Here is a 24000-nt window from a genome sequence, read left to right on the forward strand (position 1 = left end):
CACGAACCTGAATCGGGCATGCAATTCGGTCACTAGCGGGTTGTAAAATCCTTGTATAATCAAGGGTTTTTGCGGTTTTTCTGTTTTTCTCAAGCACAACAAGGGGATGCCGGGTTCACCCAAAACGCAGTCAATTTTGTAAGTTTGAAAGAACTCAGAGAGAACTCAGAGAGAACTAGACAAGAAACAGCTGTGTTAAGGTCATCTGAGTCCGATAGCGGCGTTACTTAATCAATCAGAGTTCGGAGTTGGGATAAAGGGGGAAGGAACAACAAACAGCAAACAAGGGATGCTTCAGCAGCCATATGATGGCTTTTGAGGCATCCCTTCTCCGTATCTCAGCCGTCATAAACGGCAGCTGGAAGTCCAAATATACACCGCAGCTGCGTCGGACTCTTAACTCTAAAACCTTCAAGTTGAATTTATATTATTGTGCCGCGCTAGAAGACGAATAAGAAGCAGAGCCAGTTACAGGTTGAGCGACAGCTTTGTATCCATCTGGCAGATAAGTGGCAACAGATGCCTTTGTGATCACCTGCGCGTACATTTTCCCTGGTTCAGGAGCAGTCACGTTAAAGTAAATCACAGCCGTATTGTCTTTACCAAATTCGATTCGCTCAATCACCAGCCCATACCCGGGGTTAGGCAGATTATTAACGGTAAGTGTGGCTTTATTTACGCCTTCACCCGCTTTGGTCAACGTAACCTCTGTTTCGTAGGTGGGAGTAGTGGGACTGCCATTAGATACAATTACACGTTTAGCAAAAGTTGCTGCATCATAGATGAGAGCGGCTGCTTCAGAGCGGGTAATAGCATCATTTGGCCGGAAATTACCGTTCTTATCGAGTGTGGCAATATGTGTATTCAGCAGGATCTGGAGACTATTTATAACCTCCGTAGAGAGTTTATCGCCATCCTTAATGTCTACATACATCAGCGTAACAGGGAAGTTACCTTTACTTTGCAGCGCTTGCGTCAATAAGTGAGCGAACTGAGCACGGGTGATGGTTCCGTTAGGATCCACTGTCCGGTCGAGTGAAAGACCATTTTGCTTGGCAGTCAGGAAAGCCGAAGCATACCAGGCTTTGTCGTTTACTTTATCGAAATAATCACTGGCTTTGGAAGAATTACTACCTACCGCTGGTTGCGGAGTCAGATTCAGACCCCCAACGATGAATTGTATCCCTTGCGCAAAGCTTACCTTAGATTTAGGGGCAAACTTATCTTTGTCTACTCCGTTTATAATCCCCTCTTTATGCAAAGAGTTGATTTTTGCTTCCGCAGGATCACCTTTCAAATCTGAAAAAGCAAAAGCGGATGCCCCAAAAGACACACTCGCTGCCAAAATGCCGCAGGCTATAGTCATTTTTTTAGCGTTATTTATGAATAATGTTTTTTTCATTTGCGTCACCTCCATACTCTTAGATGGTAGATTAGACCAAAATGTTGCATAGATTTTAAAATATTATAACGATTCGAGTAAAAACTTATCCGCGCAGGAGTGACTCGGCACCATCTACATAAATCTCAGTTCCCGTAACATGAAAAGATTCATCCGATGCGAGAAATAATACCAGATTGGCAACCTGCTCAGGCTTACCCGGTGCATTTTCCAGCGGATGATTACCTTCCGGAAATTCCACAGGAATCTTCACTTTTTGAAGATCATCGCTTTTATACGTATTATCTCCAATTTGTGTATCGATTGATCCAGGACAGATTGCATTTACACGGATGCCGTATTGCGCCAGCTCTAGTGCAGCCATTTTCATAAAAGCAACTTGTCCTGCCTTGGAAGATGAGTAAGCGGAAGCGCCAATGTTCGAGAATACTCGGTTGCCGTTAATGGAGCTGGTGATAATGATGCTGCCGCCATTTTCTTTCATATGGGGGATGGCATATTTTACTGTGGCAAAGGTGCTGCGTAGGTTGGTATCCAGTGTCTGGTCCCAATCTTCGATTTCTAGTGTTTCGATTGGAGACCATGTACCATTAATGCCAGCATTGGCAAAAACAATATCAATCTTCTCGGCCGCCTCCCCAACCTTACGAATACTTTCTTCGACCAGACCTGGATTGGAGACATCGCATTCAATTACTGTTGCTGTACCGCCAATAGATTCAATCTCACGTTTAGTTTCATAGGAATCCTCGGGAGTGCGGTCAAGCATATATACCTTAGCTCCGTGTTGGGCAAACCTTATGGCTGTAGCTTTTCCAATACCGGAACCAGCACCTGTAACCACTGCAACTTTATCCTGCAAACGTTTATCTGTCATGATGAATTTCCTCCTCGGCGTTAGATTTCTTATTAGTAATTACATACCCGGCATAGCTGAATCTAACCAATTGAACTGGAGGGTGGAACAACGTGGGTGGATATATTACTATGGAATATAAGGATGTAAATAATATAAATTCAGATAAATCTAGCTCATGATAGGGGAACTATAGATGATTCAGCAGCAGGGAGCAGAACGGATTAATGTGGGGATATTTGCCCATGTGGACGCCGGGAAGACGACAACAACGGAGCATATTTTGTATGAAAGCGGTCGCATTCGCGCGCTTGGCAGCGTAGACACTGGGACGGCATTGACGGATTCAATGGATGTGGAGCGGCAGCGGGGGATATCCGTACGGGCGGCATTGGCTTCTTTTGCTTGGAAAGGTGTGCATATTAATCTGGTCGATACCCCGGGGCACGTTGATTTTCTGTCCGAAGTTGAGCGGTCTTTGCGGGTGATGGATTGTGCGGTGCTTATTCTTTCAGCCGTGGAGGGTGTGCAGGCCCAAAGTGAGATGATCTGGAACGCGCTGCGGAAGCTGGGAATCCCCACGCTTATTTTTGTGAACAAAATGGATCGCGTAGGCGCTAACCCTGAAGCTGTGCTGGCAGAAGTGCGAAATTATTTGTCTAGTGATATCCTTCCAGTTCAGCAACCCATCGGCAAAGAGAAGGGGTACATAGGAGCAAGAGATTTATGGGAGAACGAAGCTGATGCTAGCGCGCGAACAGAATTATTAGAGGCGTTAGCGGAACGGGACGAAGAGCTGTTGGAGAAGTATATGTCAGGTAGCACTATTGATTTGGCTGAATGGAAAAAATATATGAAAACAGCCTCCTCATCAGGCCGCTTTTTTCCGATGGTTTATGGCGTCGCCGCCAAGGGGCTTGGGGTTACTGCCTTACTGGATGCGATGGTTGAGTATTTTCCGCGCGCTGGTGGGAATGTGGAGGGGGCGGTGTCAGGCATCGTATACAATATTCAGCGTGATAAAAGTATGGGACGGATGGCGTTTGTCCGCCTTTATGAAGGGACGATCCGTAACCGCGATACGCTGATGAATTATACGCAGGATATTCAGGGGAAAGTGACCCAGATCCGCAAGGTCGAAGGTGGTCGGACCGAGGATGTCGGAGCGCTTGAAGCCGGAGATATTGCTGTTATCTATGGCCTTTCAGGGGTGCGCATCGGAGATGTGCTCGGCCATCCGGGGGCCATTCCGGAGGAGGCGAAGCTGGCTGTGCCGCTGCTAACGGTGCGTGTATTCTGGGAACCAGATGTGGATGACCATAAGGTTATCGGAGCGCTGCAGGAACTGGCGGATGAAGATCCGCTTTTGGATGCGCAGTGGCTGCAGGATGAGCGGGAGCTGCATATCAAAGTAATGGGACCGATTCAGCTGGAGATTCTGAACAGTGTTCTGGAGGAGCGATATGCGCTGAAGGTTACTTTCGGTCAGCCTTCTGTCATATATAAAGAAACGCCAGCCCGTGCCGGGGAAGGTTTTATCGCTTACACGATGCCGAAACCGTGCTGGGCGATTCTACGCTTTCAGATTGAGCCGGGATCTCCGGGCAGTGGTTTAGTCTACGATTCGGTAGTGCGGAGTTCCGACCTGCTGCCGCAATACCAGAGCGAAACCGCACGCCGAGTACCAGAAGCCTTACAACAGGGTTTGTATGGCTGGGAGGTTACCGATCTTAAAGTGACCTTGATCGAGGGACAACATCATGTGTGGCATACCCATCCGCTGGATTTTGCGGTGGCGACTCCGATGGGAATTATGGACGGACTCGCTCGGGTAGGCACTAAACTCCTAGAGCCGATTCTGCAGGTTCGCATCGTGGTTCCTGAGGAGAATGGCGGACGGGTGATGAACGACCTCGTTCAGATGCGCGGCACGTTCGAGCCTCCCGTGCTGCAAGGCGAGCGGATGATCATCGAAGGACGTCTGCCGCTGGCAACATCGCTCGATTATCCCGTCAGCTTAAGCTCCTACACGAAGGGGCGCAGCACGTTTACTTCTTTTTTTGCCGGCTATGAAGAATGTCCACCAGACGTATCTGCTGAGCGCACCCGCCGGGGCGTGAACCCACTTGATCAGGCGAAATATATATTAAGTGTGCGAAAGGCACTGCAAGGTTAAATTGAGCTTGAGTGTTAAATAGGCTGACGGGGAATAAAAAACTAGAGAGTGTGCGAGGATGTTGGTACTAAGATATACTCAGAAAACTATTAGAAGATATGAAAGTAGCTCCAGTAGAAGAAGTAGAAGTAGAAGTAGAAGTAGAAGTAGAAGTAGAAGTAGAAGTAGAAGTAGAAGTAGAAGTAGAAGTAGAAGTAGAAGTATAAGTAGAAGACATCTCCTCGTTTTTTAGTTGGCATGTGAATATTATACAGCTCAGAAAAACATATCAATTCAGTAGCCCAAAGTGATTTCAATAGTTTGTTTGAGAGGAATAAGTGGTTGAACACTAGTCAATCTTGGACTAGCTGAAGCTTTTATTGGAAATCTGAGGGGGAAATAAATTGAAGATTAGAGAAGCAACAGCTAGTGAAATAGACGGGATCGCTTTTGTCCACGCTGCGAGTTGGAAAACCACGTACAGAGGGCTAATTTCGGACGAGTTTCTCGATAAAATCACCGTGGAAGCAAGAAGAAAGCTCTGGATTCGGAATTTTGAAAACCCCAATAAAGACGAGGTTATGTATGTGGCCGAAGATGGGGCTGGGATGATTATTGGTTTTGCAAATGGAGGAGCGCGAAGAGGGTCAGATCTCTCTGATCTCTATGATGCGGAGCTATATGCACTCTATTTGCTTAAGGAACAGCAAGGAAAGGGTCTTGGAAGGCAACTCATAAGAAGCGTAGCACAGAATTTATTGGAGAAAAATTATAGCTCGTTCATGACTTGGGTGGTAACAGGAAATCCCGCGATTCATTTCTACCACAAAGTGGGTGGGCAATCTGTTGCGACAAAAGAAGTGAAGATTGGGAATGAGATTGTTGAAGAGATCATGATCGGGTGGAGGGATATTGGGGTTGTTGGGGATTAAGAGCCAAGGAGAGCGATGTGCAGAAGCTTTTAACTGTATTTTGTACAACTATAATCCCACAAATAACCCGCCAAAGGATATAACTGTATTTCGTACATCTATTTTTGTGATTTATTACTCATTGGGCACATTTTCTAGTTTTTAAGTGTACAGAATACAATTAAAGTCTTGATGATCCCATTTGGATGCGGAATAAGTGTATGAAATGCAGCTATTTCATGAGTTCATAAAGCTCAGCGGGCCTTTTCCAGGCCTTTTCCACTTGCCCATAATCTGCCGTAGCAAGCCACCGCAAACCGGAGTATCGTTGCTTCAACCGACTATTCCCCCTCAGACTCAGCCTTCTTCCGCGCCCGGAAACGCCGCACCTTCATAAGGTTGCCACAGGCTTTGTCATCGCAGTACCGCTTGGAGCGGTTGCGTGTATCATCGTAATAGACCCAGAGGCAATCGGGATTCTCGCAGATACGGAATCTTGTGGGTTCTTTTTCAAGTAATGCCTCGGCAAAAGACGCTGCAATCTCCGCCATTACCTGCTCCCAGCCACTATGGAGTGGCAATAGCTTTATTTCCGCTTGCTCGTCGCTTTTCCACACAATTCGCCGTATAACAGGACCCTTGTCCATATAGACATTGAGCTGTTCCAGTATTTCTCCATACACCGAGTTTCCTTGCACAATGGCCTGTACCCAGTTCCATAGTAGTGAGCGAAGCTTTTTAAGCTGCGCGATTTCTATCGTGTTCGGCATCTGTGTTTCTAATAGAGCATACTCCTTCAGCCATTTAAAAACCCACTCTTCTTCATCGAGTCTGTCCCGGTCTTTATTCTTATCTCCTGTTCGCCAATCCCGCCAGTAACTGTTAATGAAATCCTCCCACAACACGGTCTGTTCATCCTTTCCGATTCAACGCTCATTACAAATCATTGTAACAGTTAAAAATAAGTTTAGCTAGTTACTTGAATACAATCTGGAAATATGCTACATTTCTTTTGTAACCACTATATTATGGTTTAAGTCGTTACATATTAGTTCGCTTTGAAGTAGTTCTTTTTGAAGCTACACCATGAAGTTTATGTTTACACAAATTTTTAGGAGGTTGAACATGCAAAATAAAATCAGTGAGGTCTTGCTCCAAAATTGGGATTATTGCATGGATATCGAGGATTGGGCTCCGCCGCTTAGCGATGCGCTGGAAGGTGTGGATAGCAAACAGGCTCTCTGGAAGCCAGAGGGTGGGGCGGCCAATTCTATCTGGGAAACGGTTAACCATCTAACTTATTATAAGGTGCGTTTGCTGCGAAAGCTAAAAGGGTTGCCCAAACAACCCGATGCTGAAAGCAACGATGATACCTTTACTGTAACAGCTGAAGGAGAAGAAGCATGGGCGAAAGCCGTTGCAGACCTGAAGGACGTGCATGCTGCTCTTAGAGAAATCATTGAAGCGCTGGAAGAAGGCGCGTATGATTGGGGCGGTTCGGGTCATGCGCCAGGGGAAGAGGTAATGAGCCTTATCCTACACGATTCGTACCATACTGGACAAATTATTATGCTGCGTAAATTGCAGGGTTCGTGGGTGTCCAACCGTAGTTTTAATTAGAACCTCCATATTTAAAAATACAAGCCGTACACTGCAATTCCGGTATACCCGGGTCAGCGGAGGTACGGCTTTTTTTTGTGCAACTCTGGGAGGCACGAGTATATATTCTATATTGTTTTTTTTGGTTGATTTGGATAAATTAAAACGCGATATGGATATGGGCTCAGAAACTAATCACTGATATCATATAATCCAAAGGCTGAATTAACAAATAACTAGAGCTGTGGATGATTCCTGAAGATTCAAGGGTCATCTTTTTTGATGAGGAATCAAGTCTATCTGGCGGAGGGGAGTGTAAAGATTGACGAGGTTTGGACAGTTAAACACATTGCGTAATCAAATTTTCCTGGGTTTTATGTTTGTCATGGTGATCGTACTCGCCACGGTTGGTTTTTTTATGTACGGGCAAGTTTCGGTTCTATTACGCAATAGTGCGGAGAAGCATATTGAACAGACTGCAGTTCAGGCAACGGGCAAATTGGATGTACTGATCCGGCAGATTAACACGTTGACGGCGCAAGTGGCAACCAACGCCTCCATTCAGCGATTACTCGCTCAAGAGGCCGAAGGAAAGCCGATCAGCTTCGCCGAACGTCAAACCATCCAGCAGGAAGTACGTAAATATGAGGCGTATGCGACAGGGATTCGTTCCATTGAGCTGTATGCAGGTGATTATCAGAAATTACTTTCTGTTGATGACGCCAGCCTGAACAATCGAGTATCAGAAGAATGGATCAGCCGGGTGGACGAGGGCAAAGGACGTCTCGTATGGTTTGGACTTGACCCGCGGAATTCGGATATCGTCATCGCGATTCGTAATATTAGACTGATTGATCATTCATTCACGAAAGCTGGCTATATTATGGTTCAAATTGAGAAAAGTTACTTCCAGCTTACGGATGAGGTGGACAGCTCACAGGCGGAAACGCGTGAATTAATGAGATTATTTGATGAAGCGGGACGGCAAATTTCTTCCGATTTTTCCGTAAATGTTAATGCAAATAAGATACTGGATCATGGAGGAGAAAAGGTTGAGGTTGGCGGTGAAGACTACATTGTGATTCAGAAGCAGTCCAAGGCAACAGGTTGGAGGCTAGTAATCCTCACTCCAGTTGACTATACGACAGAGGGGATATCTGTCCTTCGTACAGCGATCATCGTATCCGGTGTTGTTGGCAGTTTATTGTTTCTCATTTTTACTTTTATTTTATCCACGATGATTACACGTCCTATACTGAATTTGATAAAAGTGATGCGCGGTTCACGATTTGGAACCTTGAAACCGATTTCAGTCACTTCTACAACTATGGAGATCAATGAGCTCAATAATACTTACAACCAGATGGTTCACTCTCTGAATGAACTAATTGAAGTCGTCTATCAGAAGGAGATCGTCCAGAGTCGCACAGAATTAAAGGCACTTCAGGCTCAAATCAATCCGCATTTCTTATTTAACACATTAGAAGCATTCTATTGGGCCCTCGATGAAAAGGGTGAGGAGGAATTAGCTCAAATTGTGGTTGATATGTCGGGGCTTTTTCGTTATGTCATCAATCGAACTGATGATGATGAATGGGTGACTATCGGCGATGAGCTCGACCATGCCGAAAGATATTTGAAGATTATGGAGATGCGTATGCTCGATAGGTTATCCTGGCGGATTGAGTCAGATGAAGCTTGCCGAAGTGTCCCGCTACCGAAGCTGTTAATCCAGCCTCTTGTCGAAAATGCGATTCTTCATGGCGTAGAGCAAAGGGTTGGACCGGGGACAGTTATGCTAATTGTAAGGCCCTCAAGTCGTCCGGGATATACATTGGTTACGGTAACTGACGATGGTCCAGGGATGGATGCAGCAAAGATATCGTCTATCTATCACACCATGGAGAAGGGGAGCATGAGGTCTTCCAAAGGGACCGGGATTGGTATTGCTAATATAGAGCGGAGACTGAAACTCAGTTACGTAGACAATACGGACGGACTTGGAATACGAAGTGAAGAAGGTTACGGAACTAGCATTTCTTTTACAATACCGAATGAACCTGGAGAGGGGAAAAACACGTGAAGACTATACTCATCGTAGATGATGAACCGAGAACAAGAGAAGGGGTTCGTAAAACATTAGAAGCCTGGTCATCCGGTCAATATCGCATCGAAACCGCAGCAAGCGGTGTTGAAGCACTGGCATGGCTGCAAAATAACGAAGTTAATCTGCTTATTACCGATGTGCGCATGCCTGAGATTGGAGGGCTAGAATTAGTTGAAAAGCTGAACGAAATGCCTCATCCTCCAGTGGTTATTGTGATCTCCGGCCATCCTGAATTTGACTATGCACAGAAAGCCTTGCAGTTTGGTGTGGTTGAATATTTACTGAAGCCACTCGACAAAACGAAGCTGGTCCGAGCAGTGGAACTGGCATTGAAACGCAAGGAGGATATATATCGAATCGAACGAATGGAGAAGCTGATCGATCCCAAGCTTATGGAAACGGTACAGCAGGAGAAAGTGTATAGCACTCAAGTGCGTGAGGCACTCCAATACTTAGACGAACATCTTCACGAATCGATATCCATGCGTGATATAGCGGATCAATTACACATGAATGCCAGCTATTTCAGCGTCCTTTTCAAAGAGCAGACGGGACTGACTTACAGTGAATATGTAACGAGAAGGAGAATACAACGAGCCAAAGAACTACTGGTGAGCACACGGCTGTCCATTGCTGAAATCGCGGAACAAGTAGGCTATCAGACGGCCAAATATTTTGTGAAGGTATTTCGTGCACTCGAAAATGTTAGTCCAGGGCAATACCGCCAGAACGTCATGACCACGGAGGAAAGAATCCAATAATAGTGGTATTAGTCCCAATCCTTATGACCTTACGACAGCATGGGATCCAAGCTACAATTTAGTTAAGCGGTTACAAGGCCGCTAGACAACAATAGAAAAGGGGTTGTAAGCGTGCGCAATAAAAAATGGACAATATTGTTCTTAACGATGTGCCTCGTTCTTGTCACAGCTGGTTGTGGTCAAAAAGATAACAATGCAGGTGAATCTAAAGGTAGTGCAAATGGGGGAAGCGACAAAGTCACCGTTAACTTCATGCATTTATGGCCAGAAGGTGTTTCTGCCGGGCAAAATAAAATTGTTAATCAAATCATTAAAGAATATCAAACAGAGCATCCCAATGTTGTGATCAAGCAAGAGGTTCTGGACAACGAGCAATACAAAAATAAGCTGAAGGTATTGTCTGCTTCTAACGAATTGCCAGACGTTGGGGTAACTTGGGCCGCTGGCTTTTTGCAGCCTTACGTTGAAGGAAATCTCTTCGCTCCTGTAGATGACTTGTTGAATGGTGAATTAAAAGACAAGTTCGTCGCAGGAACTACAGAAGCTTATGCTATTAACGATAAAACGTATGCGCTTCCACTTGAGTTTAACATCGCACCTATCTACTACAATAAAGCTATTTTTAAAAAATATAATCTTGAGGTCCCACAAACCTACGATCAGTTTAAGCAAGTTGTAAAAACACTATCTGAAGGGGGCATTGCACCGATTGCTCTCGGTAATAAGGATCGCTGGACAGGATCGCTTTGGTATATGTATCTGGCTGATCGGATCGCAGGCCAACAGGCACTTGCAGGTGCGATCAGTGGTTCAGGATCATTTATGGATGAAGGATTAGTAAAGGCGGCTTCTGAGGTTCAATCACTTGTTGACAGCAATGCATTTGTTAAGGGTTTCAACGGTTTATCAAATGAAGAGGCAAAATCAGAGTTCGTAAATGGCAAGGCAGCAATGTACATGATGGGATCATGGGATCTGCCAAATTTCACAACTAATGAAGAAATTCCACTGGAATTCCGTAATAGTGTTGGTTTCTTCAAATTCCCGACAGTGGAAGGCGGGAAGGGAGACATTAACAGCTGGGTAGGTGGACCAGGCGTAGGATTATTTGTTGCTGAGAACTCTGAGGTAAAAGAAGAAGCAAAATTATTCGTCGAGTATTTCGTATCCAAATGGGGAGAGCAATCCGTAACTGGAGCAGGCGTTATTCCAGCTACGAAGGTGGACACCGCCACACTGGATCTACCACAGCTATACATCGATTTGTTTAACGAAATGAACAAGGCTAGCAGCATCACTTTATTCGCAGATGTTCAAATGCGTGCCAATGCAGCAGAAACGCATCTGAATATGATCCAGGCTCTTTTTGGCAAAGCGGTGACGCCGGAGAAGTATTCTGAGGAGCATGACGCAGCCATCTCCAAAGGCAACTAAAGCTTCGACAACTAGGTGAAGGGGACAATTAGCTTATCCGGCAGCGTGATGCCGGATAAGCCTTTCCTCAAACGGTTTATGAAGGAAAGGAGTCGGACACTTTGGATAAAGTGATGTCTAACAAAAAAATAATCGCGTTATACGTATTTCCCGCCTTGCTTCTCATTCTGGCTATTGTATATATTCCGATTGTTCTAACGGGTTATTACGGACTGAATAAATGGAATGGTATAGGCGCTCTGACTTTTATCGGATTTGATAACTATAAAGCTTTGCTAACAGACCAAACCTTCTGGAATAGTGCTTGGCACTCTCTGCAGTTAGCGTTGTTTTCTACCCTAAGTCTCATTATTTATTTGGCAATTGCTATGGTATTAGCCGCCCGGATCAAGGGAGCTAACTTGTTTCGCAAAATATATCTGATTCCGATGCTGTTATCGTCCGTTGCGATTGCGCAGCTTTGGCTAAGAATTTATCATCCGACGAACGGAATTGTGAACAGCTTATTAGTTTCCATTGGTTTTGCTAATCCTCCTGCATGGCTTGCAGAGCCTACATTAGTTTTGTTTGCTTTATTTATTCCCATTCTGTGGCAATATGCTGGTTTCTATATTCTGATCTATTACGCAGCACTCAAGAATATCCCGACCTCTCTGGAAGAGGCAGCAAAGATTGACGGAGCCTCTGCCTTACAAATCGCTTGGAAAATTAAGCTTCCACTCGCAATGGAAGTCATCAAAGTTACGATTGTTCTAGCCGTTGTAGGTTCTCTGAAGTATTTTGACTTAATCTTTGTTATGACGGATGGAGGTCCTAATGGCTCTAGTGAAGTGATGGCGTCTTATATGTATCATCAGGCTTTTCGGGCTTATGATTTTGGCTACGGGAGTGCAATTGGATTCTTCCTGCTCGTCATCTGTCTCGTCATTACTTGGGTCATTCGCAAATTAACTGCTACGAAAGAATCGATCCAATACTCATAAGGAGGGGCGCTTCATGATGTCTGGAACTGCAGGAAGGCTAGAAATCGGGCCAAAGACAGGCGGCGCAGGTGCGGAGATCACACGTAAATTCGGCTACTCATTGCTATATATCGTGTTGATTGCCGTTGCTGCTCTGCAATTGTTTCCGCTTGTATGGCTGCTGTTTTTCTCATTAAAAAATAATCAGGAAGTGTTCAACCTTCCTGCTCTATCGTTGCCGATGAATCCTCACTGGGAGAATTACGCGAAGGTCTGGAATGTAGGGAACATCAACGTGTATTTCTTCAACAGCGTATGGATTACCATCGTGGCTACGGTGTTAACGGTTATCTTCGGGAGCTTGGTTACGTATGCAGTTACCAGGATGAAATGGAAGGGAAGCTCGTTCGTACTGGGTTTGTTTATGGTAGCGATGATGATTCCTGTTCACTCCACGCTTATTCCGTTATTTAGTATATTCAATAAGATTGGCTTAACGGATCACCCTTTGTCACTTATTTTGTCTTATGTCGCTTTTAACATGCCGATAACGATTATGATTTTGCTGGGTTTCTATTACGCACTGCCACGCGAAGTGGAAGAGGCCGCGGTTATTGATGGTTGTTCCGTGAACAGAATGTTTTTTAGAATTATACTTCCTATGACAAGCTCGGTGATCGCGACTACAGCCATTATTAATATGATCTATAACTGGAACGAATTTATTTTTGTAAACACATTTATTAGTTCTGATTCTTACAAGACGCTGACCGTGGGGGTGCAAAACTTCATTGGTCAATATACAACGGATTGGGGTGCGATCGGGGCAACGCTTATGATCAGTATTTTGCCTATCCTGATTACATTCCTGTTCCTCAGTAACCGTATCGTTGAGGGAATTGCGGCGGGTTCGGTTAAAGGGTAAGTAGAAAGAAGACCTGAATTTCTCAGCTCGAAAAGCTGAAGAGAATTCCGGTCTTTTTTTTTAATCCAATCTAGAATTTTGATTCAATCCTGAAAGCCTCGGGTTAATGGAGGCTATCAAAGATGAACATTCGAAAGGAGAGATTGCTGATGGAACCGGGCTATAAGGATAGAAGTGTTGAAGTGGAGCATAGGGAGGTACAACGGAAATCGGATTCCAGCGTTGTCGCATCTACCTTTATTAAATATGCTGCTTACATTATAATATTTTTTGGTTTTCTGTTCTTTTTGGTTAAATATGTATTTCCTAAGTTTTAAAAACAGAATATGTTCCATGTTATTGAAAAAGGATGTGCCTGCTATTTAGGGACATCTTTTTTTGCTGTAATATGTTAGTATGTATTTCAATAATTTAGGATATTTCCGATTGTGGCAACTTATCAAAAATATGGGTTAAATGATGTCAACGAGTTAACGTGGGGGCTGTGAGATAATGAAAAATATGAAAAAAGTTATTTTGCTAGGCATTATAGTGGTACTTGCATTCGCGATAGTAATTAAATTTAACCATGGAGATACTGCTGGGGAAGATTCTCTAGTAGCTGAGGCTACAGTAGTACATGAAGTGCCTCCAACGACGTCTTCTAAGGAATCTGTAGTGGCAACAGCTGAAATCTCTGCCTCAGCGGACGGAAAAGATTTAAAAATACGGATGTCTGGAGGTAATTCTAATAATTTTGGCAGAGAAACATGGGGAAAAGGTGAGATAATCTCATTTTCTGTGACGAATTCAGAGGAACAAGAACTTGAGATTGGGCTCATGTCGGTAGAGACTGAAGAGATTATCAGTGAAACACTTCGGACGGGTACAGGCATAGTGGAAATTACCATCCCCGAAGATGGTGTTTACCGTATCTATATAAAAAACCATGCTCCTGATCCTGCCAACTTTGAAGTTAATCTAAATAAGGAATTATTGAGCCCTCTAGTGTAACCGAGTATTGCCTCTAACAAAAACGGATACCGTCTTCTTAAAAGACGATATCCGCTGCTTTAAAGATGTCCTAGATCTTAATCATACGAGGCTATAACTTCATCTCATTACTCGATTCCGCAGAATTACGATAAAAGAACCAGCACTCATTCAGCAGCTTGATCTGACGGCGGTCTTTTTTGTAATAGGCTTTCATTAGCTGATGGCAGAGCCACTGTGGCAAGCGAATCCCTCCTCTAACAACTTACGTAAGTTAGAATATGGAGAAATAAGCCTAAAGGTGCGGATTACAGTAGGCTTTCTGCTTCCTCTTCGTACCACTGCTCCAATTGAGCCTGTAGCGCTCGGATCTCAGTAAGCAGGGAGATCAGTGGGTAGTTCTTCTGCTCTTGAACAGAGGCGAAGGCCTGTTCCAATCTATTGATATAATCCAGACCGGACTCCAGGGAGTAATCCTCACGTAACAGATCCAGCGAGTCACATTCGGCGATGGCTAAGGGCAGATCCGGAACATTATCGGCTGTCAGCTTATCGATTTCTTTGTTCAGGCGTAAATTGAGCGCACTTAGTTGGTACGCATATTCCTCAGGCATTTCCACGAATTGTAATTCTTGATTTTGCTGCAAAATTACATACCGCATTTTCGGCATTGTTCATTCTCCCTCCGTACTTGTCTTCCTTCTTGACAGTTTAGCCTATGCACAAGTTACAATTCAAGTAGAGATCTTATTTCCCGTGGAAAGGACTTGTGATAGAACGCTATGGAAACTATGAGCAACGAAGAGCTGCAGCTGTGGATTGAGCAGGTATCACGGGACAGCTTTGGCGTGCCGTTTAGACACAAGGCGAGCTTTAACAGCCGGTTGTCCTCAACGGGCGGCCGATATTTTACCAAAAGCCATAATATAGAGATTAATCCCCATCAGCTTGCCATGTTTGGCAGAGAAGAGACGGAGCGGATTATCAAGCATGAGCTCTGCCATTATCATTTGCATTTGGCTAAGCGAGGGTATATGCATCGTGATGCTGATTTCAAAAGCCTGCTGGCGCAAGTCGGCGGAAGCCGCTACTGTCAGACACTGCCGGGTGCAAAAGCTCGGAAGTCGTTGCCCTATCGATATAAGCTTGTATGCAGTGCCTGTGCCATGGAGTATCCGCGTAAGCGAAAAGTAGACCCTAAGCGTTATCGCTGCGGTAAATGTTCGGGCAAGTTGAAGTTATTTATTTTATAACCAAACCTAATAATCCGACAAAAGAAACAGCTTGCTGAGGCGAAATGATGCATCCTTCTAAATCTTTGATATCCACGATCAAGCCACTGAACTCGCAGTCACTAAGATCGATCCCATTAAGCTTTGATCCTGACAATGTGGCTTGATCCATATTACACTCGCTGAAGCTGATTTTTTGGAAATTTGACTGATAGTAGTCGGAACTCATTAATGAACTGCTCTCAAAAGCAACCTGCTTCAGATTAGCGAATCGAAACGTAGCAAAATCCCCGATACAATCTACTACACGAACATTTTGGAATCTGCCTCTTGTAAAGTCTGTGCCAATAAGCTTGCAGTTTCTAAATTCAGTTCGATGAATAATGCCATTCGTAAAATCCACATTAGATAGATCACAGCGATCAAAAATCACGTCCATAAGCTCGATCCCAGTTAGGGAGCACTCCGTAATCGTTACATTTTTAAAAATCACGCGATCAAAGCTGACCTTATTAGCCTCTTGATTATCAATAACCGTATCGCTGATGCCGCAACAGCTGAATTCGTCCTTGGTTTGTAGCGAATATATTTGCTCAGGAAGAAGAGAGTCTGGATCTGCTATTTTTGGCGAATCAATTTTGAAATTCATATGTACCTCCGTTTGTTTACTCTTTGCGGGTAGCTAAAACTAACTATCATCGCGTTAAACCGATTTGTCAATCTTCATGAAGGTTGTAGGGATTGGATATCCGTACAAATACACCTTTTTCTGGATAAAATCGCACATCGTTTTGTAAGCGTTCCCAAACTAATATGAAAAGGAAGTCCATATTAATTAGAGGGGGCACATGTATGAAACGAATCAGGTCCGCAATGGCGGGTCTGCTCGCGCTGCTGCTGATTTTTTTAAGCTTGCCTGTAATGGGAACCGGTAAAGGTTCCGTAGGAGCAGAAGGGGTTGGAGGAACAGGCGCTGAGCAAATTCCATCAGGTACGGTACTCATCAAGAATAAGTGGAAAAACAACTTTTTATATGAGACATCCGCAGGAATCGTGCGTTATGGCATGACCAATCCAGCCGATACTTCAGCGCATTGGACGGTTGAGACGGTGAATGGGCTGTCACGAATCAAGAATGTGAAGACAGGCCATTACATTACAATGGATGGTAACAACGGCAAAGAGGATTCACTTAAGACGGCAGAACGCCAAGGTTCAGGAAGTGTTGCGGATCAGTGGCTGATCGATACTTCCAATCGCAATGGATACATGATCATCCGAAGTGCGACTGTGCCAGAGGGGAAGTTGGTTATCCACGAGGAGAATCAGCTTGGTTATGCGCAAGTAAGCTCGGATATCAATGTTACGTTTGAGAGTCCGCAGTGGGCTTTTATAGTTCCAAATGCAGCACCTGTACGGCTAGAGAGCCGTCTCCGCCCCGGTCAGGTAATGTATGAAAGTGAAGGGAACGTTCTTTACGGTAAACAGCCTGTCAGCAATGAAGCAGCACAGTGGTATCTTGAATCAGGGACGGATGACGGAACAGTAATGATTCGCAACCGTGCGACAGGCCATTATATTAAGCAAAATGAAGTGACCTGGGCTGGGGTTTTTTCGCAGGAAGTCGATATGGATCACGTGAAGCTAAGTGAGTGGACCCAAGAGAATGCACCAGGCCCTGATGGAACGGGCTTCATTACCCTTCGTAACAGTGGTTTAACTGAAGAGGGGAGTCCATTATGGCTAAATCCGCAATTCAGCGATGACAATAATGTGCGATCTAACAGCTGGCCGGGTTCAGCCTCTAATCCAAGTGCACAGTGGAGAATCGTGCCTATTTCCGAATTACAGCCTGTACGACTGGCAACTTATACGGATGCACAAGTGGCTACAGATTTCTTATATGAATCCGTAAACGGCGAGCTTAAGCATGGAATTATTGCGCCAGATGCCGCCAACACCTCTGACTATCTATGGTATATAGAGGATTATGACGGCAATAAGCGTATCCGTAATGCGGCAACCGATCATTATGTTTCTTATAGTGAAGGTACCGCCAAGGCCTTGCAGATTAGCGGAAGTCAGCCGTCGGATCAATGGATTTTTAATGATTCCGATGATTATGATGATTACCAGACGCTTCAGAATCTCGAAAGCACAGGCATTTATTTGTCTACATTGGGTGGAGAACAGGCTGGTGCGATTGGGGATGCGACTTCTTTGAGCGCTCAGTGGCAGCTTTTAGATCCTAACACACCGACTGACGGCACAATGCCATATTACCGGATTCAGAATGGCTGGAAGTCATTTTATTGGTATGAGAGTGTTGATGGTCTTTTAAAATATGGAAATATGCAAAAGGACGGCTCCGATCAATGGCTCGTGGAGAAATATAACGGCCGCAAGCTGTTCAAAAACAAGAAAACGGGCCATTACATGAACACGATGAACATGCCAAATGGCCACCTTCAGGTCACAGAGCTTCCAGACAGAAATCATGTGGAACGAGAATACATTTGGACAGGCAAAAATGTTGGGAACAACACCTACGTAATCAGTAGCGTTCTAGACAAGGAACCTAATGAAATCCCAGAGAAGTATATTTCACTTCAGAACCTCACTAAATATGCTGAGTACGGAGTGATCAATCCAGGTTGGGGCAGTCCGCAGTGGAGATTTGTACCGGTTACCGAGAAAAAACAAGACTTGTTCCGTTTTCAGCTAGATGCTGTAAATGGAGAGGATCAATATCTTAAGGACGGTCCTTTGCTGACTTCTCCAGCTGCACTAGAGGAATTGCCAGAATCCAAGACGGTTACTGAAGCTGTCTATGCTGACCAGGACTCTGCTCACTCTAACCAAAATCTTGCACCTCTAGCAGCTGCCAACGAGGATGTAACAGTAGGCCAGGCTACTTATGGTCCACTTGATTTGAATGACGATTCCTTTGTCTGGCAGTTGCAAGAAATAGCCGGCAGCAATGGATCGGTGAAGATAAAAAATAAAGGCACTGGACGTTATCTCTCCCTTGAGCATATAGGTGGGGCTGTAGATGAGATTGATCCTAAAGTTAGCGTTCAAACTTTGCAAACAGTGTACGATGTATGGGCCAGCATTAAGTGGAAGGTTGATATGCAGGCGTCCGGTGTGACTACCATTATGAGCTCATGGGCTGGTCACTATATCTATGGTGCGTCGGATGATAACGGCAACCCAACTCTCCGAATCAGTAAAGCTGCAGATACAGCGGAAAAAAGCAGTGCGCATTTTACTGCTGAAGCGGTTGAAGCGATTGCTCCGCCACTGCCTGATTACCCTGTAAGATTCAAGAATGCAAGCAGTGGGGAGTATTTATACGAAAATGAGCATGGGGTTGTTCTGTACGGACAGCCGTCAGCAGACAATGGATTTTCGCACTGGAATGTAACTGTGCAGGAGGGTAAACAGACGATCACCAACCGGGCAACAGGTCATTTTTTAACGCTGAATGGTGATTATTCATATTTGGAGAGCAGTAGTACAGAACCTGCTGTAGACGGAGCCTCTGCCTGGGAAGTAAGCTTGGCTTCCGATTATACACATTACACCATTCGTAGTCTCTTTGGAGAATACGACGATGAATTAATAAACATTGCCAATAAGACAGGATATGCTGAACGTGCGCTTTTGCTAGAGAGTGAGGGTACGGCACTATGGACACTTGACGCGGCTCCACAGGAGTTTACTACTCCATCTGGAGAACTGCGCAATAACAATACAACAACTCCAGTTCAAAATGATACCAACATCATAACCATTGTACCGAAAGGCATGGCTGGTAAAGTATTGGCCGAAAAAGAGGGGGCTGTCCTATATGCAGATGCTTCCGATATGGCGGCTCAATCCCAATGGCTGGTTCAGGAGATAAACGGACGCAAACGGATTATGAATGTTCAGACACAACATTATCTTTCGCTCAATGAATCGGGCCAAGTGGTCTTGTTAGCTGCTGGAGATACAGAAAGATCCCAATGGAAGCTGGAAGAGAAGTTAGGTTATACTCTTCTGCTAAATGCGAATGGAACAGGTCTTCTTACTCACAGCGCATCGGCTGTTCAGCTTGGTTCTGCTGCAAATGGAACTGATAGTGAGCTCTGGAGCTTCTTACCTATCCCTACTGATGCAATTTATGCAGGAGGAGAAGCATTCAAAGGGGATCGTGTTATACGGTTTGCAGTCAACGCCCAGCAGGCCGGGGAATATGACGCTGTTATTCGATACAAAAATACCGCTGCTGCTGCAACGGATCTGGCGCTAGAGGTGAATGGTTTAAACGAAGGGGGCAAGGTTAGTCTTGGCAAGTCTGCCTCTTGGAAGAATGCACAGGTAATACTGCAGCTTCGTGCAGGCATCAACACGGTTTCTCTAAGTAGTGACAACGTGGATTGGAGTAAAGTAACCCTTGATAGGCTGACCGTAAAAAACAGCGTTAACAAAACATACCGTGGAGCAACGGTTCCATATATCAGCTATGAAGCTGAGGATGCGGCAACAAACGGAACGCTGATTGGCTCGTCGCGGAAATATCTCAGCATGGCTTCCGAGGCTTCTGGACGACAAGCGGTGGCCTTGAAGAATACGGGAGATTATCTAGAGTTCAAGCTTGCGAAGTCGGCTAACTCCATTGTTCTTCGATATTCCATTCCTGATAATCCAGATGGGGCTGGTGCGGAAGAAACCCTGACTTTATATGTAGATGGAGTTAAGAAGCAGCTTAAGCTGACATCTAAATATGCTTGGGAATATGGCAGCTACCCATGGTCAAATGATCCTCGCCAAGGCAGTGGACACCGCTTCTTTGACGAAATCCATGCTCTGATCGGCGATACTCCTGCCGGAGCAACTATTCGCTTAGAGAAGGGAACAGGAGATAACGCAGCTTCTTACGTCATTGACCTGGTGGATATGGAGCAGGTTGCCCCTGAGTTGGCTCGCCCGGACGAATTTATTTCCGTAACGGATTTTGGAGCGGCAGCAAATGATGAGGGAGATGATACCGCAGCCTTCAAGGCAGCTCTTGCCGAAGCGAATGCGACAGGTAAAGGTGTGTGGTTCCCGGCGGGTACCTTTAATGTCGGTGAGGGTCTGCTGGATCTGGATACCGCTGAAATACGTGGTGCCGGCATGTGGTATACGGTTCTGAATGGAGCTAAGTTTTATGGTCACGGCGGTAAGGTTGGTGTTTACGATCTGATGATTGAAGGCGGCATTAACGAACGGGATGATGAAGCGATCACCAACGCTTTCCATGGTGCTTTTGGCCAAGGTTCGATTATACAGAACGTTTGGATAGAACATACCAAAGCAGGCTTGTGGTTAACTCAGCCGATGGGTGAAAAGGCGCGTACGAATGGTCTGTACATAGCAGGTCTGCGGATCCGCAATCTTATGGCAGACGGGATTAACTTTGCCGTAGGGACTGGCAACAGCATGATGGAACAAAGTGACATCCGCTATCCAGGGGATGATGGAATTGCAATGTGGTCGTTTACAGACGGCAAGTTGACGGATGTGAATGGTACGGAACGTACACCGAGCTATAATAACACGGCACGTTTTAATACGGTATCCTTGCCTTGGTTAGCGGATAACATTGTAGTCTTTGGGGGGAAAGATAACAAAGTCCAGGACAACGTGGTAAAAGACACTGTGACTAATGGAGCCGGGATTGCAGTGTCTACCCGTTTCACCGCCGAGCCCTTCCAAGGAACAACGATTGTGGAGCGAAATACCTTGCTTAGAACTGGCAGTTATGATTCCGGTTACGGCGTGAATCTGGGTGCGTTATGGCTTTATGCTGGTGAGAGTGATCTGAAAGGAAGAGTACTCATTCGCAACAATACGGCACTGGACAGCACTTATTCGGGGTTGATTGCTCAAGGTGATCTAGAAGGAGATACTCTCACTTCCATTGATGGAGTAGTGCTGACGAATAATGTATTAGATGGCGCAGGTACAAGCGGTATAGAAGTTACGAAAAATCTGAAAGGGAGTCTGCTGGTCGACAACATGATTATTCGTGGCGAACGGATGAATCTTCTGACCAATGCCTCTCCTGACCTAAGCATTAAAGAACAAAATCAAGGAATAGCCACAGCCATTAAACCGTTCTCTATCAAACTAGCAGATGGACAGAGCGGTCCTGTAATATTAGAGCAGGGTAAGTCAGTTACTCTTAATGTACTAGATAAGGAAGGTAGAGATATTACTGCACAAGCTACTCTAAATATTATGAGCAGTGAGATTGCTACATTTACCAACGACAGTCTTAATGGAATTAAAGCGGGAATCACAGACTTCACGGTAACTGTGGGCAACGAGAAGAGGGTATATACAATTGAGGTGCTATCACCTGGCGGGACAGATCCTGTAGACCCGATCGATCCTGTGGATCCAACAAGTACTCCTAGTCCGACGAGTACTCCTAGTCCAACGAATACTCCAGAACCAACAAGTACTCCTGGTCCAACAGACCCTACAGGGTCAGTGAACCCTGTTCAAACCGGCACACCGACCGCTACACCAGCACCTACGCTAGCAGCTAATCATGATGCGCAGCTAAAAGCTAAGGCGACTGCAGGGCAGGCTGTTATCGAGATTTCAGCTAATGGAGACGGCACAGCCCGGTTTAGTGCAGATGCTTTACGTAAGGCGGCGGCACTTAGCCCCAAAGCTGTGCTTGTTATTGAAAGTGGAGGTATGAGCTACCGCTTCCCGTTAGAGCTTGTGGAGAGTGTGCTCAAATCCGCACAAATGCCGGCAGGCACACTGGAGTTTAATTTAAATTCGCTAAGCGGAAAAGGATTAGAACAACTGCTTGCCAAGGCTAAGCAGCAAGGCTTTACTGTGCAAGGAACACCGGCTATTGTCACTCTAAAGATAACGGATGGCAAAACCTCTGTAGCAGCAAGTGGGTTCGGCACCACTTATGTAGATCGTACATTTATGCTTAAGGAGGCGCTGGATGCGAAGACAGGTGTAGTCCTTATTTACGATGAACAGACGGGTTCCTTCCGTTATGTACCTGCATTGTTTGAGCCCGTTAATGGGATGACCAAGGTTACTGTTAAGAGCAGTATTGCGAGCGGTGTATTTGTCGCTGCGCTGCACCCTGTGACTTTCGGGGATATTGCTACACATTGGGCGAAAAATGAGATTGAGAGACTTGCCAGCCGACTGATCTTGACCGGACAATCCACAGATACCTTTGCACCTCAGAAATCTGTCAGTCGTGCCGAGTTCGCAGCTATGTTGATTCGATCGTTGGGTCTTGTAGCTGCGAACACGACGAAGACCTTCAGTGATGTGTCCGATTTGTCGTGGTATGCAGCGGATGCCAGAGCTGCTGCAGCCTTAGGATTGGTTCAAGGCTATGAGGATGGAACCTTCCGTCCGAACGCCCTTATTACACGGGAGCAAATGGCTGTTATGGCAGCCAGAGCAATGAAGCTGCTGAACCTAGAAGCTGAAGGATATGGAGCAAACGTTGCTGCAGATGTTTTCACAGACGCTTCAACTATTTCCTCATGGGCTAAAGAAGCAGTGTCTGACCTGGTTGCAAAAGGCATTATGAAAGGTCAATCATCAGGCAGCTTTGCACCTAGCAGTGATACTAGCCGTGCAGAAGCCGCTGTAATTCTTGTCCGGCTGCTTAGAGCAGCTAAATTATTGAATTAGCTACCGTGGTAGAAGCTACAATATGGCATAAGTAAAAAGACAGCAGAGCAGCGATCTCCTCCGGTTATTGGAGAATCGCTGCTCTGCGTTTTTAACGTTGACTGGCCTGCTATAAAAGCTTATGGGCAAGCAAAAGCTCATTGACTTTGAGTAACCCATTCACTTGCACCACACCAACACCAACATCGCCGAGCTATCATTGGCTGAGGCTTACGGACCCCAATGACGCTATTGGCAAGTTTTTAGCCTTTTGGGCAGGGTTTCGGACTCAAGTGACGCTATTCGTTCGAAAGAGGCTCATATTTGGTGTTTTTCGTGCCAATAGAGGCAATGGGGTCCGATAGTATGCCAAATATGCGATTATGCTGAGTATAAGGTCAACTGGGTCCGATAGTAGCTTCATATCCGATTCCGATGCAGCCTTACTTCAGTTTTCCCATCGATAGATTGACTCTGTAATTTCCGAACTTCAGCAGTTCGTCGAGAAAGCTATTCAACTCCTCTTGGCTTCCGGTACGAACACGTATCCAGTAGCAGCCTTCTCCGCTGACCCTATGTATTTCTTTTACACTATCATGCTGCTTTGCGAATGTCTGAAAGGCTGGGTGAAGCGTATTCGAACCCAAAAAAACAGTAATAAAGGCATGAATAGTCTCCCCAACCTTATCCGGATTCCAGCGGACCGTGTAGCCTTCAATCACTCCGGTGTCCATCATTTTGCGAATACGTGCGCCCACAGCCTGACCGGTCATATGCACTTGCTGCCCAATATCTCTGTGACTGATCGTGGAATCTTCAATTAGAAGCTGCAGGATGCGAAAATCCACATCATCTATAAAATAGGAGCTCATTATTATCTAAAATCCTTTCTGCGTGAAAGTAGAACGGACCAATCTCTTTCCAATCTCAATGTATTCTGTTTCAAGGTCCAACTATAATTAATTGTAGCAGAAGATATCTGAAAGAAA

At 45.2% G+C, this 24000-nt stretch carries 19 protein-coding genes; 12 read left to right on the forward strand and 7 right to left on the reverse strand.

Features of this window, described 5'->3' with window-relative positions; genetic code table 11:
* Nucleotides 1–427: 427 nt before the first annotated feature.
* Complete coding sequence (locus NSQ50_RS05450) at nucleotides 428–1402, reverse strand: S-layer homology domain-containing protein (protein WP_076104671.1); 975 nt, start codon at nucleotides 1400–1402, stop codon at nucleotides 428–430.
* A gap of 85 nt (nucleotides 1403–1487) precedes the next feature.
* Nucleotides 1488–2279, reverse strand: a complete 792-nt coding sequence (locus tag NSQ50_RS05455) for an SDR family oxidoreductase (RefSeq protein ID WP_036686790.1) — start codon at nucleotides 2277–2279, stop codon at nucleotides 1488–1490.
* 175 nt (nucleotides 2280–2454) lie between these two features.
* On the opposite strand from NSQ50_RS05455, the gene NSQ50_RS05460 reads away from it, so the two are divergent.
* Together NSQ50_RS05460 and NSQ50_RS05465 are read left to right on the forward strand one after the other, a co-directional pair.
* Nucleotides 2455–4434, forward strand: coding sequence for a GTP-binding protein (locus NSQ50_RS05460; protein ID WP_076225049.1), 1980 nt, complete (start codon nucleotides 2455–2457; stop codon nucleotides 4432–4434).
* Between the two features lie 383 nt (nucleotides 4435–4817).
* The gene (locus NSQ50_RS05465) at nucleotides 4818–5345 is read left to right on the forward strand and encodes a GNAT family N-acetyltransferase (protein ID WP_036686795.1); all 528 of its coding nucleotides are present in this window, start codon (nucleotides 4818–4820) and stop codon (nucleotides 5343–5345) included.
* 320 nt (nucleotides 5346–5665) lie between these two features.
* Here the strand turns inward: NSQ50_RS05465 and NSQ50_RS05470 are convergent, their stop codons facing one another.
* Complete coding sequence (locus tag NSQ50_RS05470; protein ID WP_076225050.1) at nucleotides 5666–6229, reverse strand: CGNR zinc finger domain-containing protein; 564 nt, start codon at nucleotides 6227–6229, stop codon at nucleotides 5666–5668.
* Between the two features lie 220 nt (nucleotides 6230–6449).
* Here NSQ50_RS05470 and NSQ50_RS05475 point away from each other — a divergent pair, with 220 nt between their 5' ends.
* From NSQ50_RS05475 to NSQ50_RS05510, 8 genes are all read left to right on the forward strand, one after another.
* Nucleotides 6450–6944: a DinB family protein gene (locus NSQ50_RS05475; protein ID WP_036686798.1), complete on the forward strand. Its 495-nt coding sequence runs from the start codon at nucleotides 6450–6452 to the stop codon at nucleotides 6942–6944.
* A gap of 301 nt (nucleotides 6945–7245) precedes the next feature.
* Nucleotides 7246–9006, forward strand: a complete 1761-nt coding sequence (locus NSQ50_RS05480; RefSeq protein ID WP_036686799.1) for a cache domain-containing sensor histidine kinase — start codon at nucleotides 7246–7248, stop codon at nucleotides 9004–9006.
* On the forward strand, nucleotides 9003–9791 hold the full coding sequence (locus tag NSQ50_RS05485; protein WP_036686801.1) for a response regulator transcription factor: 789 nt from the start codon (nucleotides 9003–9005) through the stop codon (nucleotides 9789–9791). Before NSQ50_RS05480 ends, NSQ50_RS05485 begins: the two co-directional genes overlap by 4 nt.
* Before the next feature lie 111 nt (nucleotides 9792–9902).
* Nucleotides 9903–11225 (forward strand): extracellular solute-binding protein, encoded by a 1323-nt coding sequence (locus NSQ50_RS05490; RefSeq protein WP_036686802.1) that lies wholly within the window; start codon nucleotides 9903–9905, stop codon nucleotides 11223–11225.
* A 101-nt stretch (nucleotides 11226–11326) separates the two neighbouring features.
* On the forward strand, nucleotides 11327–12208 hold the full coding sequence (locus NSQ50_RS05495; protein ID WP_038569074.1) for a carbohydrate ABC transporter permease: 882 nt from the start codon (nucleotides 11327–11329) through the stop codon (nucleotides 12206–12208).
* A gap of 13 nt (nucleotides 12209–12221) precedes the next feature.
* Nucleotides 12222–13112: a carbohydrate ABC transporter permease gene (locus NSQ50_RS05500; RefSeq protein WP_036686804.1), complete on the forward strand. Its 891-nt coding sequence runs from the start codon at nucleotides 12222–12224 to the stop codon at nucleotides 13110–13112.
* Nucleotides 13113–13234: 122 nt separating this feature from the next.
* Nucleotides 13235–13429: a hypothetical protein gene (locus NSQ50_RS05505; protein ID WP_036686806.1), complete on the forward strand. Its 195-nt coding sequence runs from the start codon at nucleotides 13235–13237 to the stop codon at nucleotides 13427–13429.
* Nucleotides 13430–13604: 175 nt separating this feature from the next.
* Nucleotides 13605–14105: a hypothetical protein gene (locus NSQ50_RS05510; RefSeq protein ID WP_036686807.1), complete on the forward strand. Its 501-nt coding sequence runs from the start codon at nucleotides 13605–13607 to the stop codon at nucleotides 14103–14105.
* Between the two features lie 91 nt (nucleotides 14106–14196).
* Here NSQ50_RS05510 and cmpA read toward each other — a convergent pair whose 3' ends face one another.
* Together cmpA and NSQ50_RS05520 are read right to left on the reverse strand one after the other, a co-directional pair.
* Nucleotides 14197–14328, reverse strand: a complete 132-nt coding sequence (gene cmpA, locus NSQ50_RS05515; RefSeq protein ID WP_094903512.1) for a cortex morphogenetic protein CmpA — start codon at nucleotides 14326–14328, stop codon at nucleotides 14197–14199.
* Between the two features lie 64 nt (nucleotides 14329–14392).
* Complete coding sequence (locus NSQ50_RS05520) at nucleotides 14393–14755, reverse strand: hypothetical protein (protein ID WP_036686808.1); 363 nt, start codon at nucleotides 14753–14755, stop codon at nucleotides 14393–14395.
* Nucleotides 14756–14875: 120 nt separating this feature from the next.
* Here NSQ50_RS05520 and NSQ50_RS05525 point away from each other — a divergent pair, with 120 nt between their 5' ends.
* On the forward strand, nucleotides 14876–15337 hold the full coding sequence (locus NSQ50_RS05525) for a SprT family protein (protein ID WP_080742673.1): 462 nt from the start codon (nucleotides 14876–14878) through the stop codon (nucleotides 15335–15337).
* Here NSQ50_RS05525 and NSQ50_RS05530 read toward each other — a convergent pair.
* Nucleotides 15327–15965: a pentapeptide repeat-containing protein gene (locus tag NSQ50_RS05530; RefSeq protein ID WP_038569077.1), complete on the reverse strand. Its 639-nt coding sequence runs from the start codon at nucleotides 15963–15965 to the stop codon at nucleotides 15327–15329. The genes NSQ50_RS05525 and NSQ50_RS05530 overlap by 11 nt on opposite strands.
* A 203-nt stretch (nucleotides 15966–16168) precedes the next feature.
* Here NSQ50_RS05530 and NSQ50_RS05535 point away from each other — a divergent pair, with 203 nt between their 5' ends.
* Complete coding sequence (locus NSQ50_RS05535) at nucleotides 16169–23032, forward strand: S-layer homology domain-containing protein (RefSeq protein ID WP_076225051.1); 6864 nt, start codon at nucleotides 16169–16171, stop codon at nucleotides 23030–23032.
* A gap of 422 nt (nucleotides 23033–23454) precedes the next feature.
* On the opposite strand, the gene NSQ50_RS05540 is transcribed toward NSQ50_RS05535, so the two are convergent.
* Nucleotides 23455–23883 carry an Lrp/AsnC family transcriptional regulator gene (locus NSQ50_RS05540; protein ID WP_076225052.1) on the reverse strand — a complete coding sequence of 143 codons (429 nt, stop codon included), beginning with the start codon at nucleotides 23881–23883 and terminating at the stop codon, nucleotides 23455–23457.
* Between the last annotated feature and the right edge of the window lie 117 nt (nucleotides 23884–24000).

Source organism: Paenibacillus sp. FSL R10-2788 (assembly GCF_038003885.1).
Taxonomy (GTDB): Bacteria; Bacillota; Bacilli; order Paenibacillales; family Paenibacillaceae; genus Paenibacillus_AQ; species Paenibacillus_AQ odorifer.

Coding starts and splice junctions, on each gene's coding strand:
- NSQ50_RS05475 (WP_036686798.1), top strand. CDS start 6,450: ATGCAAAATAAAATCAGTGAGGTCTTGCTCCAAAATTGGGATTATTGC.
- NSQ50_RS05510 (WP_036686807.1), top strand. CDS start 13,605: ATGAAAAATATGAAAAAAGTTATTTTGCTAGGCATTATAGTGGTACTT.
- NSQ50_RS05455 (WP_036686790.1), bottom strand. CDS start 2,279: ATGACAGATAAACGTTTGCAGGATAAAGTTGCAGTGGTTACAGGTGCT.
- NSQ50_RS05450 (WP_076104671.1), bottom strand. CDS start 1,402: ATGAAAAAAACATTATTCATAAATAACGCTAAAAAAATGACTATAGCC.
- NSQ50_RS05505 (WP_036686806.1), top strand. CDS start 13,235: ATGAACATTCGAAAGGAGAGATTGCTGATGGAACCGGGCTATAAGGAT.
- NSQ50_RS05530 (WP_038569077.1), bottom strand. CDS start 15,965: ATGAATTTCAAAATTGATTCGCCAAAAATAGCAGATCCAGACTCTCTT.
- NSQ50_RS05500 (WP_036686804.1), top strand. CDS start 12,222: ATGATGTCTGGAACTGCAGGAAGGCTAGAAATCGGGCCAAAGACAGGC.
- NSQ50_RS05540 (WP_076225052.1), bottom strand. CDS start 23,883: ATGAGCTCCTATTTTATAGATGATGTGGATTTTCGCATCCTGCAGCTT.
- NSQ50_RS05460 (WP_076225049.1), top strand. CDS start 2,455: ATGATTCAGCAGCAGGGAGCAGAACGGATTAATGTGGGGATATTTGCC.
- NSQ50_RS05535 (WP_076225051.1), top strand. CDS start 16,169: ATGAAACGAATCAGGTCCGCAATGGCGGGTCTGCTCGCGCTGCTGCTG.
- NSQ50_RS05525 (WP_080742673.1), top strand. CDS start 14,876: ATGAGCAACGAAGAGCTGCAGCTGTGGATTGAGCAGGTATCACGGGAC.
- NSQ50_RS05520 (WP_036686808.1), bottom strand. CDS start 14,755: ATGCCGAAAATGCGGTATGTAATTTTGCAGCAAAATCAAGAATTACAA.